The sequence below is a fragment of the Streptomyces sp. NPDC085946 genome (assembly GCF_044540485.1).
Taxonomy (GTDB): Bacteria; Actinomycetota; Actinomycetes; order Streptomycetales; family Streptomycetaceae; genus Streptomyces.
The window spans coordinates 172,049-186,383 of the sequence record NZ_JBITSF010000006.1 but is presented as its reverse complement, the minus strand read 5'-3'; the positions used below and the strand labels follow the sequence as shown (position 1 = coordinate 186,383).

The window sequence follows — 14,335 nt, the reverse complement described above, 5'->3', positions numbered from 1 at the left end:
TCAGATGTCCCGGAAGATCTCGATCTGCGCCCCGATCGAGTTGAGCCGCTCCGCCAGGTCCTCGTAACCGCGGTTGATGACGTACACGTTGCGCAGCACCGACGTGCCCTCGGCCGCCATCATCGCCAGGAGGACGACCACGGCCGGGCGCAGCGCGGGCGGGCACATCATCTCGGCGGCGCGCCAGCGGGTCGGGCCCTCGACCAGCACCCGGTGCGGGTCGAGCAACTGGAGCCGTCCGCCGAGGCGGTTGAGGTCGGTCAGGTAGATCGCGCGGTTGTCGTAGACCCAGTCGTGGATGAGGGTCTTGCCCTGGGCCACCGCCGCGATCGCCGCGAAGAACGGCACGTTGTCGATGTTCAGGCCGGGGAACGGCATCGGGTGGATCTTGTCGATCGGCGCCTCCAGCTTGGAGGGCCGGACGGTGAGGTCCACCAGGCGCGTACGGCCGTTGTCCGCGAAGTACTCGGGCGTGCGGTCGTGGTCGAGGCCCATCTCCTCCAGCACGGCCAGCTCGATCTCCAGGAACTCGATCGGCACCCGGCGCACCGTCAGCTCCGACTCGGTGACGACGGCCGCCGCGACCAGGCTCATGGCCTCGACCGGGTCCTCGGAGGGGGAGTAGTCCACGTCCACGTCGATGTCCGGCACGCCGTGCACGGTGAGCGTGGTGGTGCCGATGCCGTCGACCTTGACGCCCAGGGCCTCCAGGAAGAAGCACAGGTCCTGGACCATGTAGTTGGACGAGGCGTTGCGGATGACCGTGACGCCGTCGTGCCGGGCGGCGGCGAGCAGCGCGTTCTCGGTCACCGTGTCCCCGCGCTCGGTCAGCACGATCGGGCGGTCGGGCAGCACGGCCCGGTCGACGACCGCGTGGTACTGCCCCTCCGTCGCCGCGATCTCCAGGCCGAACCGGCGCAGCGCGATCATGTGCGGCTCGACGGTGCGCGTGCCGAGGTCGCAGCCGCCGGCGTAGGGCAGCTTAAAGCGGTCCATGCGGTGCAGCAGCGGGCCGAGGAACATGATGATGGAGCGGGTGCGGCGGGCCGCGTCCGCGTCGATCGCCGCCATGTCCAGCTCGGCCGGCGGCACGATCTCCAGGTCGACACCGCCGTTGACCCAACGGGTGCGCACGCCGATGGAGTTGAGCACCTCCAGGAGGCGGTAGACCTCCTCGATGCGGGCGACCCGGCGCAGCACCGTGCGCCCGCTGTTGAGCAGCGAGGCGCACAGCAGGGCCACGCACGCGTTCTTGCTCGTCTTGACGTCGATGGCGCCGGACAGGCGGCGGCCGCCGACCACCCGCAGGTGCATCGGGCCCGCGTAGCCGAGCGAGACGATCTCGCTGTCCAGGGCCTCCCCGATCCGGGCGATCATCTCAAGGCTGATGTTCTGATTGCCGCGCTCGATGCGGTTGACGGCGCTCTGGCTGGTTCCGAGCGCCTCGGCGAGCTGCGACTGTGTCCAGCCCCGGTGTTGCCGGGCGTCACGGATGAGCTTGCCGATGCGTACGAGGTAGTCGTCTGCCATGAGACTGAGGTTATCTCAGATATGAGATGGTGCCCGACGAGGGGGCCGTTCGGGTGACGGCATGTCAGCGTCGCTTGGCGGTACGGGTGCTCCGCCACCCGAAAGGTCCGGGCAAATCCATCGATGTCGTACGACGTCCGGTGCTGCTGCGAGTGTACCGCGGCCCGTTCTTGCCGCCGCCGGTGGTGATGGACCAGGAGCGCTTGTTGATGTTCAGCCGCACTCCGGGAAGGATCCGGAAGCTCTTGCGGAACGTGAGCGGCATGCGTGCCTCCTCTCGGTGGTGCCGGGTTGCTCCCCGGCTCCATCCGCATACCCCCGCTCGCCGCACTGATGACGAACCGTCGGCCGGTCGTTCCGGCTCCCGGCCCCGCCGGGCGCGGCGGCCCGCCCCGCCCCGCCGTCCGGCGCGGTCGCCCGTCGCCGGGCGCGGCGGCTCCCGCGGCCCTCCCGGCCCCTCGGGCGGCCGGCGTCGCACCGCGCGAGGCTCCCGGACGGCCGGTGCCGTCCCGCGCCGAGCCCCGGGGCGGCCGGCCCCGCCCCGCCGAGGCGCCCCAGGGGTGGCCGCCCCGCCCCGCCGGGCCGGTCTCACCCACCGAAACACCGGAACCTCGTCCGGGCCCGGGCATGACCATCCGGCCCCGGTGTACTAGAGTTATCTCGACATCGAGATATCTGCCGAGGAGCACCGCAGCCGCCACGCCCCGGTAAGGGTGACCTAACTTAGCCTTACCTTAGCGGATCGGCCCAGATGCCGTGGCGGCAGGATCGTGGTGGTACGCGCACATCAATGAAGGAGACTGTCGTGTCGGCGAACAGCTTCGACGCCCGCAGCACGCTGCAGGTGGGCGACGAGTCGTACGAGATCTTCCGGCTGGACAAGGTCGAGGGCTCCGCGCGCCTTCCCTACAGCCTGAAGGTGCTGCTGGAGAACCTGCTCCGCACCGAGGACGGCGCGAACATCACCGCCGACCACATCCGCGCGCTCGGCACCTGGGACTCGCAGGCCCAGCCGTCGCAGGAGATCCAGTTCACGCCGGCCCGCGTGATCATGCAGGACTTCACCGGCGTGCCCTGTGTCGTCGACCTCGCCACCATGCGCGAGGCCGTCAAGGAGCTCGGCGGCGACCCCAACAAGATCAACCCGCTCTCCCCGGCCGAGATGGTCATCGACCACTCCGTCATCGCCGACAAGTTCGGCACCAGCGACGCCTTCAAGGTGAACGTCGACCTGGAGTACGGCCGCAACAGGGAGCGCTACCAGTTCCTGCGCTGGGGCCAGACCGCCTTCGACGACTTCAAGGTCGTCCCGCCCGGCACCGGCATCGTCCACCAGGTGAACATCGAGCACCTGGCCCGTGTCGTCATGGTCCGCGACGGCAAGGCCTACCCCGACACCCTGGTCGGCACCGACTCGCACACCACCATGGTCAACGGCCTCGGCGTCCTCGGCTGGGGCGTCGGCGGCATCGAGGCCGAGGCCGCCATGCTCGGCCAGCCGGTCTCCATGCTGATCCCGCGCGTCGTCGGCTTCAAGCTCACCGGCGAGCTGCCGACCGGCACCACCGCCACCGACCTGGTGCTCACCATCACCGAGATGCTGCGCAAGCACGGCGTCGTCGGCAAGTTCGTCGAGTTCTACGGCGAGGGCGTGGCCGCCACCTCCCTCGCCAACCGCGCCACCATCGGCAACATGTCGCCGGAGTTCGGCTCCACCGCCGCGATCTTCCCGATCGACGGCGAGACCCTGAACTACCTGCGCCTGACCGGCCGTTCCGAGCAGCAGGTCGCGCTGGTCGAGGCGTACGCCAAGGAGCAGGGCCTCTGGCTGGACCCGAAGGCCGAGCCGGACTTCTCCGAGAAGCTGGAGCTGGACCTGTCGACGGTCGTCCCGTCGATCGCCGGCCCCAAGCGCCCGCAGGACCGCATCGTCCTCGCCAACGCGGCCGAGCAGTTCAACGCCGACGTGCTCAACTACGTCCAGGCCGGCGTCACCGGCGGCGACGACCGCAAGCCGGGCGTCCCGCAGCAGGAGCAGCCGCACGGCGTCGAGTCCCCGGTCGACGAGGCGTCCGCCGAGTCCTTCCCGGCCTCCGACGCCCCCGCCTACGGCCACGAGGACAACGGCGCCGGCGCCCCGCAGCACTCCGCCGTCGTGCCCGGCCCCGGCCCGTCCAACCCGGTGCGCGTCACCGCCCCCGACGGCACCTCCTACGAGCTGGACCACGGCGCGGTGACGGTCGCGGCCATCACCTCCTGCACCAACACCTCCAACCCGTACGTCATGGTCGCCGCCGCCCTGGTGGCCAAGAAGGCGGTCGAGAAGGGCCTGACCCGCAAGCCGTGGGTCAAGACCACCCTCGCCCCGGGCTCCAAGGTCGTCACCGACTACTTCGACAAGGCGGGCCTGACCCCGTACCTCGACAAGGTCGGCTTCAACCTCGTCGGCTACGGCTGCACCACCTGCATCGGCAACTCCGGCCCGCTGCCGGAGGAGGTCTCCAAGGCCGTCAACGACCACGACCTCGCCGTCACCTCGGTCCTCTCCGGCAACCGGAACTTCGAGGGCCGCATCAACCCCGACGTCAAGATGAACTACCTGGCGTCCCCGCCGCTGGTCGTCGCGTACGCCATCGCGGGCTCCATGAAGGTGGACATCACCAAGGACGCCCTGGGCACCGACCAGGACGGCAACCCGGTCCACCTCAAGGACATCTGGCCCTCCGAGGCCGAGGTCAACGAGGTCGTCGCCAGCGCCATCGGCGAGGACATGTTCTCCAAGTCCTACAGCGACGTCTTCGCCGGCGACGCCCAGTGGCAGTCGCTGCCGGTCCCGACCGGCGACACCTTCGAGTGGGACCCGGAGTCGACCTACGTCCGCAAGCCCCCGTACTTCGAGGGCATGACGATGGAGACCACCCCGGTCTCCGACATCTCCGGCGCCCGGGTGCTGGCCAAGCTGGGCGACTCGGTCACCACCGACCACATCTCCCCGGCCGGCGCCATCAAGGCCGACACCCCGGCCGGCAAGTACCTCACCGAGCACGGTGTGGAGCGTCGTGACTTCAACTCCTACGGCTCGCGCCGGGGCAACCACGAGGTCATGATCCGCGGCACGTTCGCCAACATCCGCCTGCGCAACCAGATCGCGCCGGGCACCGAGGGCGGCTACACCCGCGACTTCACGCAGGAGGGCGGCCCGGTCTCCTTCATCTACGACGCCTCCCGCAACTACATCGAGCAGGGCATCCCGCTGGTCGTCCTGGCCGGCAAGGAGTACGGCTCCGGCTCGTCCCGCGACTGGGCGGCCAAGGGCACCGCGCTCCTCGGCGTCAAGGCCGTCATCGCCGAGTCCTACGAGCGCATCCACCGCTCGAACCTCATCGGCATGGGCGTCCTGCCGCTGCAGTTCCCGGAGGGCCAGTCCGCCGAGTCCCTCGGCCTGACCGGCGAGGAGACCTTCTCCATCACCGGCGTCACCGAGCTCAACGAGGGCACCACCCCGCGCACGGTGAAGGTCACCACCGACACCGGCGTCGAGTTCGACGCGGTCGTCCGCATCGACACCCCCGGCGAGGCGGACTACTACCGCAACGGCGGCATCATGCAGTACGTGCTGCGCAGCCTGATCCGCAAGTAAGCGGTCCGGCACGGCGGTCCAGGGCCGCATCCCCGCACGGCGGGGGTGCGGCCCTTCGCCGTGCCGGGTGTCCTCCCGCGCCCCTCGGGCCCGACAGGACGTTCACCTCGTCTCCCCGCCACTTCGGTCCCAGCCGTTTACAACGGCGCCGTCCGGCACTACCTTTCGGCAACAGGCAGGGTGGGAGCGCTCCCATGACGGCGGACCGGAACCCGCCGCCCGGGCCGCTCCCACCCTGCTCCCGCGGTCACGCGGGCTCCGCAGGCAGCAGCCCGCCCAGCCGCCGCAGCCGGCGGCGCACGTGCACCGCGTCGCCGCCCTCGTGCCCGTTGAACGGATACGCGTGGATCTCCGTGCCGGGCCGCGCCCCGGTCAGCTCCCCGTACCGGTGGCGGGCGGCGTACGCCCGCACCCGCGCCAGGTCCCCGCGCGCCCGGCCGTCCGCCCAGAACAGCGAGCCGCCCGCGTACCCGCGCTCCACCTGGCCCATGACCGGGTGCACGGCCACGTTGTCCCAGTGGTCCAGCCTGCGCAGGGCGAGCGCCGGGCGGCGCGTCTGCGCGGCCCGCTCGCCGCGGAACGCCTCCTCGCCGAGGCGCACCACGTGGAACAGGCCGTACAGCAGGCCGCGCCGGCCGGCGGCGGTGACGGTCGTCCGGCCGTCCCGGCGCCGGTACGCGAACCCCTCCTCGCCCAACGCGTCCGCGTCGCCGCCCAGTTCCAGCACCAGGTCGTACGGGCCGTCGTCCGCGTCCCCCGTGACCCGGCCGCCGAACCGCGCGCAGGCCGCGGCCAGTTCCCCGTGCACCGTCTCGGCCCGCGGACCGGACGCGCGCAGCAGCGTCCGCCGGCTGCCGACCGCCCGGAAGGCGGCGGGCGGCAGCCGGGCCGGGTCGACGCCGTCGGGCGGGACGGGCACGGGAAACGGCATGACGACCCCCGACGGGACGGATCAGGCGAGCAGTTCGACCTCCGCCACGGTCGCCTCGCCGTCGAGGACCAGGCGGTACCTCTCGTACGTGCCCGGGGACCCCACGGAGAACGCGCGTACCTGGCGGTCCCACGCGAAGGACTCCGCGGAGCGCCGGTCCAGGGTCCGCCAGGCGGTCCCGTCGTCCGAGCCCTGGAGCGTCCAGCCGGACGGTGCCTTCGTCCGGTCCGAGGAGGTCAGGGTGTACTGCACGGCCTTCGCGCGCCCGGTGACCGGCAGGTCGACGGAGGTCACGCTCGCGCTCGTGGCGGAGGTGTCGTCGAACAGGGCGCCGTCCCCCTCCAGGACGTCCGCCCGCGGCGCCGGCACCTCGTCGCCCCGGGTGAGGGACACGGGCGCCGCGTCCTCGCCGGTGCCCCACGCCGACGGGCGCGGTCCCATGTCGAACTCCAGAACCCCGCCGCGTGCGACCACCGCGTGCGGCAGGGACGTCTTCGACCAGGTGCGGCCGTTGACCTTCACCCCCTGCACGTACACGTTGCGCGCGCTGTTGTCCGGGGCCTTCACCACCAGTTCGCGGCCGTTCTCCAGGTGCACGGTCGCCTTGCGGAACAGCGGGGAGCCGATGGCGTACTCGCCGCTGCCCATCACCAGCGGGTAGAAGCCCAGCGCGGAGAACAGGTACCAGGCCGACTGCTCGCCGTTGTCCTCGTCGCCGTGGTAGCCCTGCCCGATCTCGCTGCCGGTGTACAGCCGGGACAGCACCTCGCGGACCTTCTCCTGCGTCTTCCACGGCTGCCCGGCCGCGTCGTACATGTACAGGGCGTGGTGGGCGACCTGGTTGGAGTGCCCGTACATGCCCATCCGCACGTCCCGCGCCTCGGTCATCTCGTGGATGACACCGCCGTAGGAGCCGACGAACTCGGGGGAGGCCGTCTCGGGGGTGGACAGGTACGCGTCGAGCTTCTCGGCGAGACCCGCGCGGCCGCCGTACAGGTTGGCCAGGCCCCGGCTGTCCTGCGGGGCGGTGAACGCGTAGCCCCAGCCGTTGGTCTCGGTGTAGTCGTGGCCCCACACGCGCGGGTCGTACGCCGAGGACTCCACGCGCCACCGCCCCTCGGCGTCGCGGCCCTGGAAGAAGCCGGCCTTCGCGTCGAAGAGGTTCACGTAGTCGCGGGCGCGGTCCAGGAAGTACTCCGACTCCTCCCGGTAGCGCTCCTCGCCCGTCTCCCGGTACAGCTTCCGGCCCATCCGGGCGATGCCGTAGTCGTTGAGGTAGCCCTCCAGCGCCCACGACAGGCCCTCGTGGGTCTCGGTGCTCGTGTAGCCGAGGAACGGCGAGGTCGCCATGCCCTTGCGGCCGACGCCCGGCGCCGGCGGCACCACGGTGGCGTTCTTCACGGCCGCGTCGTACGCCGCCTCCGCGTCGAAGTCGACGCCCTTGACGTACGCGTCCGCGAACGCCACGTCCGAGGAGGTGCCCGTCATCAGGTCGGCGTACCCGGGGGAGGACCAGCGCGAGGTCCAGCCGCCGTCCTTGTACTGCTGCACGAACCCGTCGGCCAGTTCGCCCGCCCGGCTCGGTGTCAGCAGGGAGTACGCGGGCCAGGTGGTGCGGTAGGTGTCCCAGAAGCCGTTGTTCACGTACACCTTGCCGTCGACGATCTTCGCGCCGGTGTGCGTCGGGGTGTCCGGGGCCGGCATCGGCGAGAACGGCGAGGCGTAGCGGTACTTCCCGCCGACCTTCTCGAAGCCGGAGTTCGGGTACAGGTACAGCCGGTACAGGCCGGAGTACAGGGTCGTCAGCTGGTCCGGCGTGGCGCCCTCCACCTCGACCTTGCCGAGCAGCCGGTCCCACTGCCGCTGGGCGCGGTGCTTCACCGCGTCGAAGGAGGTGCCGTCGGGGATCTCCTGGCGGAGGTTGTCCCGTGCCTGGTCCAGGCTGATCAGGGAGGTCGCCAGGCGCAGGGTGACGGTCCGGTCCTCGCCCGCGTCGAAGCGCAGCCAGCCCTTGACCCCGTCGGCGGAGCCCCCGGTCACCGGCTTGTCGAACACGCCGTACACGAAGAGCCGGGTCGCGCCCGCCGACAGCCCGGACTTCACGTCCGAGTAGCCGGTGACCACGCCGTTCTCCCGGTCGAGCGTCAGGCCCGCCTGGTCGGTGACGTTGTCGAACAGCACGCTCGCGTCGTCGCCCGGGTAGGTGAAGCGGAGCACCGCCGCGTGGTCCGTGGGCGCCATCTCGGCCTTCAGCCCGTTCTCGAACCGGACGCCGTAGTAGTGCGGCCGCGCGGTCTCGTTCTCGTGCCGGAACGGCAGCTCCCGCGCCTCACGGCCGGTCTCCGGCGTGCCGGAGGCCGCCGACGGCATCACCTGGAAGGTCTGCCGGTCGCCCATCCAGGGGCTCGGCTCGTGGCTGGCGCTGAACGCCTGGATCGTCGGCAGGTTGTCCGCGTTGTTGGCGCGGGCGTAGTCGTACAGCCAGCTCAGCGAGCCCGCGTTGGTCACGGGCGTCCAGAAGTTGAAGCCGTGCGGCACGGCCGTCGCCGGGAAGGTGTTGCCGCGCGAGAAGCCGCCGCTGGAGTTCGTGCCGCGCGTGGTGACCGCGTAGTCGGACAGGTGCGCCCTGGGCTTCTCGGGCGCCACGGACCGGATCGCCACGTCGTCGAGCCAGCCGCGGAACTTCGCCGGGCCCTCGGGGGAGTCGTACGCGACGAGGATCCGGTCGACGGTCCGGCCGGCCGCGACCGACCCGATCCGCGAGACGACGTTGTTCCACTGGTTGACGTAGAGCACCTTGGACGCGCCCTGCCCCCGCGGGGTCAGCGGGAAGCCGTGCTGGTCGGTGGCGCGCAGGTCGCTGAGGCGGGTGCCGTCGGTGAAGGCCAGGTCCACGGAGACGTTCGTGGCGGCGTAGTCCAGGTCGCCGTCGGCCATCGACGGGAAGACGCGGTAGGACAGCTGCGTGTTCCGCCCGACGGCCACGTCCACGTCGAAGACCTTGTTGTACGAGTACGCCCGCCCCTCGGCCGTGTGCCGTCCGGCGTACCGCAGGGCACGCTTTCCGGTGAACCCGGCGCCCGCCTTGGCCGTCGGCGAGCCGCTCGGGCCGCGGTCGACCAGCGACAGCATGTCCTGCGGGACGGGCCCGTCGCCGCCGCCCGTGGAGAACTGCACGTCGGCCAGTTGCAGGATGCCCCCGCCGTGGTCGGCGGCGACCTCCAGACGGAAGTGCCGGTACGCGCCGGGCTCGGCGATGTCGTACGTCTTCGTCTGGAACCGCTCGGCGAACGACTCCCCGGAGCGGGTGTCGAGGGTCGTCCACTCCTCGCCGTCCGCCGAGCCCTTCAGCGTCCAGTCCCGCGGGTCGCGCTCGGCGTGGTCGTTGGCCGACGTCAGCGCGTAGCGCGCCACCCTGACCGGCGCGTCCAGGTCGAACTCGGCCCAGCCGGCGGACTCGAAGACCAGCCACTTGGTACTCGGCTCGCCGTCGACGAGGTTCTCCTTCACCTCGCCGGCGCCCGCGTTCTCGCCACTGGCCCGCACGTCCGTGACGCGGTCGGTGACACCGCCCGGGATGCCGCTGCTGTAGCCGCCGTCGACCCCCGAGGCCCGCTTGCCGCCGCCCGGGTCCGTGTCGACCGTGTTCGACCAGTCGGGAGCCGGGTCGTCCGCCTCGAAGGAGGACACGAACTCCCGGCCCGCCGCGGGCGCCTCCGGCAGGGCGACCGCGACGCCCTGTGAACCCACGGCCAAAGCAAAGGCGGTCGCCGCGACGACCGCCGAACCGTACCGGTGCCGCACCGTTCTGTGCCACACCACTCTGCGCTGCATACGTGAGCCCTCCCTGCGCGCCGGACAACGTTGTCAGCTTCGATGCGCAAGGACCAGTAGTGGGTCAAGTGGCGGGAGATGTCAAGGGTGTTGGCTGTGGCATTCGGGCACCGTACCGGGGATTTTTCCGGCGTGCCGTCCGAAGTCCGCGCACATTTCCGCGAGGTCTCAACTCGGAAAAGGCCATGGCCAACCTTGCATTCGATCTTGCTCCGTTGGCGGGAAGTGGACTATACCTGTCGGCGATCCGGGGCATCCTCACAGCACCCGAACGGCACACTCCGATGCACACGCGTCCCGCGGGGTGCCCACTCCCCGCACGACCCGCACGCTCTGCACGACCCAGTTCGACCCGAACGCGGTGCCGGGAAGGATCCGGTTCACCGCCTGAGTCCTGGAGAAGGCGAGGACTTGAGCATGGGATCCACGTCCGCCGAGAACAAAGGCCCCGGTGACCACGGCTCCGCCGGCGTCGGCCGCCGCAGTCTGATGAAACGGTCCGCCGCGCTGGGCCTGATCTCCGTCCCCACGATGAGCTTCCTGTCCGCGTGTGCCAGCAGCGGGGGCGGGGACAACGGCAACAAGGCGAAGGCGGGCAAGAAGACCGCGAAGAACCCGCTCGGCGTCAACGGCACCGCGGGACTGGAATTCGTCCTGTTCGACGGCGGTTTCGGCAAGGAGTACGCCGAGGACGCCGTGAGGATCTACGAGAAGAACTTCCCCGACGCCTCGGTCGATTTCTCCGCCACCCAGAAGATCCAGTCCACGCTCCAGCCCCGCTTCAACCAGGGCACCCCGCCCGACCTCATCGACAACTCCGGCGCCGAGCAGATGGACATGGGCGTCCTGGTCGGCAAGAACCAGCTCTCCGACCTCACCCCGCTGCTGGACGCCCCGTCCTACGACGACCCGGGCAAGAAGGTCCGCGACACGCTGCGCCCCGGCATCGTCGAGATGGGCCGGTTCGACGGCGAGAAGGTCTGGATCCTCTACTACGCCTACACGGTCTACGGCGTCTGGTACTCGCGGAAGGCCCTGGACGCGCTCGACGAGCAGTACCCCGAGACCTGGGACCAGATGCTGACGGTCTGCGAGAAGGCCCGGAAGAAGGGCATGGCGGGCTGGACGTACGCGGGCAAGTACCCGTACTACCTGCCCTTCTCGCTGTACCCGATGATCGGCAAGGTCGGCGGCCGCGAGGTGCTCGACGCCATCGACAACCTGGAGCCGAACGCCTGGAGGCACCCGGCGGTCAAGGCGTGCTTCGAGGCCTACTACGAGCTGTACAAGAAGGGCTACGTCCTCAAGGGCACGCCCGGCCTGGACCACATCCAGTCGCAGACCGCCTGGGCCCAGGGCAAGGCCCTCTTCCTCCCGAACGGCTCCTGGGTGGAGAACGAGTCGGCGAACGTCATCCCGCAGGACTTCGGCCTGGCGGTCTCCGCGCCCACCGGCCTGGACTCCTCCGACAAGATGCCCTTCGGCACCATCTGGGCCTCCGGCGGCGAGCCCTTCGTCGTCCCGGCCAAGGCGAAGAACGCCGAGGGCGGCATGGAGCAGCTGCGCATCATGCTCAGCGAGGCCTCCTCGAAGAACTTCACCAGCAAGGTGAAGTCCCTGACCGCGTACAACGGCGGCACCGACGGCATCACCCTCACCCCGGGTCTGGAATCCGGTGTCGCGGCGCTGGAGAAAGCCGGCGGCAACGTGGTGAATCCGCGCCTGCAGGACTGGTACGTACAGCTCCAGAAGGAGAAGATCGGGGTGTCCGGTCTCGGCGAGATGATGGCCGGCCGGCTCACCCCGGCCGAGGCCGTCAAGAAGATCCAGGCATTCGCCGACGAGACCGCGAAGGATTCGTCCATCAAGCACTACAAGCACCAGTGACGGCGGCGGAGTGGCGATGCAGCACGGCAAGTACCGGTTCGTCGCGGGGTTTCTCGCCCTGCCCCTCGGGCTGTACGCGCTTTTCGTGGTCTGGCCGTTCGTCCAGTCCATCTACTACTCGTTCACGGACTGGACCGGGCTGAGCCCCGAATTCACGATGGTCGGATTCGGCAATTACCGCCGGATGCTCGACGACGACATCTTCTGGAAGTCGTTGCAGCACAGCCTGCTGTTCGCGCTCCTGCTGCCGCTCGTGACCATCGGTCTGGCGCTGTTCTTCGCCTTCATGATCAATGTGGGCGGACGGCGGAGGAGGGGCGGCCCGGTCGTCACGGGCGTGCGGGGCTCCGCCTTCTACAAGATCGTGTATTTCTTCCCGCAGGTCCTGTCCATCGCCATCGTCGCACTGCTGTTCGCCTTCGCGTACAACCCGGACAGCGGTGCCGTCAACTCGGTCCTGCGCGCCGTCGGGCTCGACGGCGTCCAGCCCCTCTGGCTGGGCGACCCGGACCTGGCGCTGTGGGCCGTGATGGCGGTGCTCGTCTGGTCCACGGTCGGCTTCTTCGTGGTCCTCTTCTCCGCCGGGATGGCCTCCATCCCGGCGGAGCTGTACGAGGCGGCCCTGCTCGACGGGGCGGGCCGCGCCACCACGTTCTTCCGGGTCACCCTGCCGCTGCTGTGGGACACCGTGCAGTCCGGCTGGGTCTACATGGGCATCCTCGCCCTGGGCGCCGAGTCCTTCGCGGTGGTGCAGATCATGACGACCGGGCCGGGCGGTCCCGACTACTCGACCACCGTCATGGTCCTGTACGTCTACCAGAAGGCGTTCCGTGACGGGCAGGCCGCCTACGCCACCACCATCGGCGTTGCCCTGCTCATCGTGACGCTGGCCTTCGCCGCGGTCGTGATGCGGCTGGGGCGGCGCGAGCGGCTGGAGTACTGATTCCCATGACCACGACCGAGACCCCCGCACCCGTACCGGCGGAGTCCGGCGCGCCCGTCACCAAGACCGGCGCGCCGGCCGGCCCGCCCCCGGGGGAGAAGAAGGAGGGCGCGGTCCTCAACGCCTTCTCCCACGGCCTCCTCGTCCTCTGGGCGTTCATGGTGGTCATGCCGCTGCTGTGGGCGGTGATGACGTCCTTCAAGGACGACCGGTCCATCTTCTCCTCGCCCTGGTCGCTGCCGGACCGGCTGCACTTCGACAACTGGTCGCGGGCCTGGACCGAGGCCAACATGAGCGACTACTTCCTCAACACCGTCCTGGTGGTGGGGGGTTCGCTCGCCGGCACGCTGGTCCTCGGCTCCATGGCGGCCTACGTGCTGGCCCGCTTCGACTTCCCGGGCAACAGGTTCGTCTACTACCTGTTCGTCGGCGGCATGAGCTTCCCGATCATGCTGGCCCTGGTCCCGCTGTTCTACGTCGTCAACAACATGGGCCTGCTGAACAGCATCCACGGCCTGATCCTCGTCTACATCGCGTACTCCCTCCCCTTCACGGTGTTCTTCCTGACCGCCTTCTTCCGCACCCTGCCGACCTCGGTGGCGGAGGCGGCCTTCGTCGACGGCGCCTCGCACTCCCGCACGTTCTTCCAGATCATGCTGCCGATGGCCAAGCCGGGCCTGGTCAGCGTGGGGATCTTCAACTTCCTGGGCCAGTGGAACCAGTACATGCTGCCCACGGTCCTCAACACCGACCCGGACCGGCGCGTCCTCACCCAGGGCCTCGTCCAGCTCGCCGTCAGCCAGGGCTACAAGGGCGACTGGTCCGGCCTCTTCGCGGGCCTGGTCATGGCGATGCTGCCGGTCCTCGCCGCGTACATCGTCTTCCAGCGGCAGGTGGTGCAGGGGCTGACGGCGGGGGCGCTGAAGTAGGGGAGGGGCCCATCCCTGTTCCTGTCCCTGTCCCTGTTCCTGTCCCTGTCCCTGTGCCGTTCCGGCGGCGGCCCTCCCGCCGGGGCGCGTGGACGCCGGGCGGCCTGCGCCCCCGGCGCCCCCGGCGCGGCCGGCCGGACGGCGGCCCGGCCGCGGAGCCGGCGGACGGGCCGGAGGCGCGCATCCCGCGGCGGCGAGCGGCGGATCCCTCGGGGCGGCCCGGCTGCCGCCGGGCGCACCGCCCCGGGCGCGTCCCGGGGCGGGCGGGCACCGGGGCGGTGGCGGTCGCGGTGGGCCCGGCCGCTCTCCGTGCCCGGTGCGGTGCGGTGCGGTGCGCTCTGCGGGCCCCGGCCGGACGGCGGAGCGGCCCCGCCGCTGCTGCTCCCGGCCCGCCCTGGGCCGGACCTCGCTCCCGCACTCCGGCCTCGCCCCGGGCCGGCCTTCGCCTCCGTGCTCCGGCCCTGCCCCGGGCTGGCCTTCGCCCTCGCGCTCCGGCCCTGCCCCGGGCTGGCCTTCGCCCCCGTGCTCCGGCCCCGCCCCGGGCTGGCCTTCGCCCCCGTGCTCCGGCCCTGCCCCGGGCTGGCCTTCGCCCCCGTGCTCCGGCCCCGCCCCGGGCCGGACCCCGCCCCCGTGCTCCGACC

8 protein-coding genes are annotated in these 14,335 nt (G+C 70.8%); 4 read left to right on the top strand and 4 right to left on the bottom strand.

From position 1 onward, the window contains the following. Both ACIF8T_RS15090 and ACIF8T_RS15085 read right to left on the bottom strand, forming a co-directional pair. Complete coding sequence (locus ACIF8T_RS15090; protein ID WP_400035020.1) at nt 1-1,530, bottom strand: helix-turn-helix domain-containing protein; 1,530 nt, start codon at nt 1,528-1,530, stop codon at nt 1-3. 64 nt (nt 1,531-1,594) lie between these two features. After that, nucleotides 1,595-1,795, bottom strand: coding sequence for a DUF4236 domain-containing protein (locus ACIF8T_RS15085; protein WP_400035018.1), 201 nt, complete (start codon nt 1,793-1,795; stop codon nt 1,595-1,597). A 540-nt stretch (nt 1,796-2,335) separates the two neighbouring features. Between ACIF8T_RS15085 and ACIF8T_RS15080 the strand changes: the two genes are divergently transcribed. Further along, a complete protein-coding gene (locus ACIF8T_RS15080) occupies nt 2,336-5,170 on the top strand; it encodes an aconitate hydratase (RefSeq protein ID WP_400035016.1) in 2,835 nt (944 codons plus the stop codon). A 247-nt stretch (nt 5,171-5,417) separates the two neighbouring features. On the opposite strand, the gene ACIF8T_RS15075 is transcribed toward ACIF8T_RS15080, so the two are convergent. After that, nucleotides 5,418-6,101, bottom strand: coding sequence for a hypothetical protein (locus ACIF8T_RS15075; RefSeq protein WP_400035014.1), 684 nt, complete (start codon nt 6,099-6,101; stop codon nt 5,418-5,420). A gap of 21 nt (nt 6,102-6,122) precedes the next feature. Continuing rightward, on the bottom strand, nt 6,123-9,935 hold the full coding sequence (locus tag ACIF8T_RS15070) for a GH92 family glycosyl hydrolase (protein ID WP_400035012.1): 3,813 nt from the start codon (nt 9,933-9,935) through the stop codon (nt 6,123-6,125). 417 nt (nt 9,936-10,352) lie between these two features. Between ACIF8T_RS15070 and ngcE the strand changes: the two genes are divergently transcribed. Genes ngcE through ACIF8T_RS15055 form a run of 3 tightly spaced genes read left to right on the top strand, consistent with a single transcriptional unit; the run spans nt 10,353 to nt 13,694 of the window. Continuing rightward, nucleotides 10,353-11,822, top strand: coding sequence for an N-acetylglucosamine/diacetylchitobiose ABC transporter substrate-binding protein (gene ngcE, locus ACIF8T_RS15065; protein ID WP_400035010.1), 1,470 nt, complete (start codon nt 10,353-10,355; stop codon nt 11,820-11,822). Nucleotides 11,823-11,838: 16 nt separating this feature from the next. Further along, complete coding sequence (locus tag ACIF8T_RS15060; protein WP_400035008.1) at nt 11,839-12,765, top strand: carbohydrate ABC transporter permease; 927 nt, start codon at nt 11,839-11,841, stop codon at nt 12,763-12,765. Nucleotides 12,766-12,770: 5 nt separating this feature from the next. Beyond that, the gene (locus ACIF8T_RS15055; RefSeq protein WP_400035006.1) at nt 12,771-13,694 is read left to right on the top strand and encodes a carbohydrate ABC transporter permease; all 924 of its coding nucleotides are present in this window, start codon (nt 12,771-12,773) and stop codon (nt 13,692-13,694) included. Nucleotides 13,695-14,335: the final 641 nt, after the last annotated feature.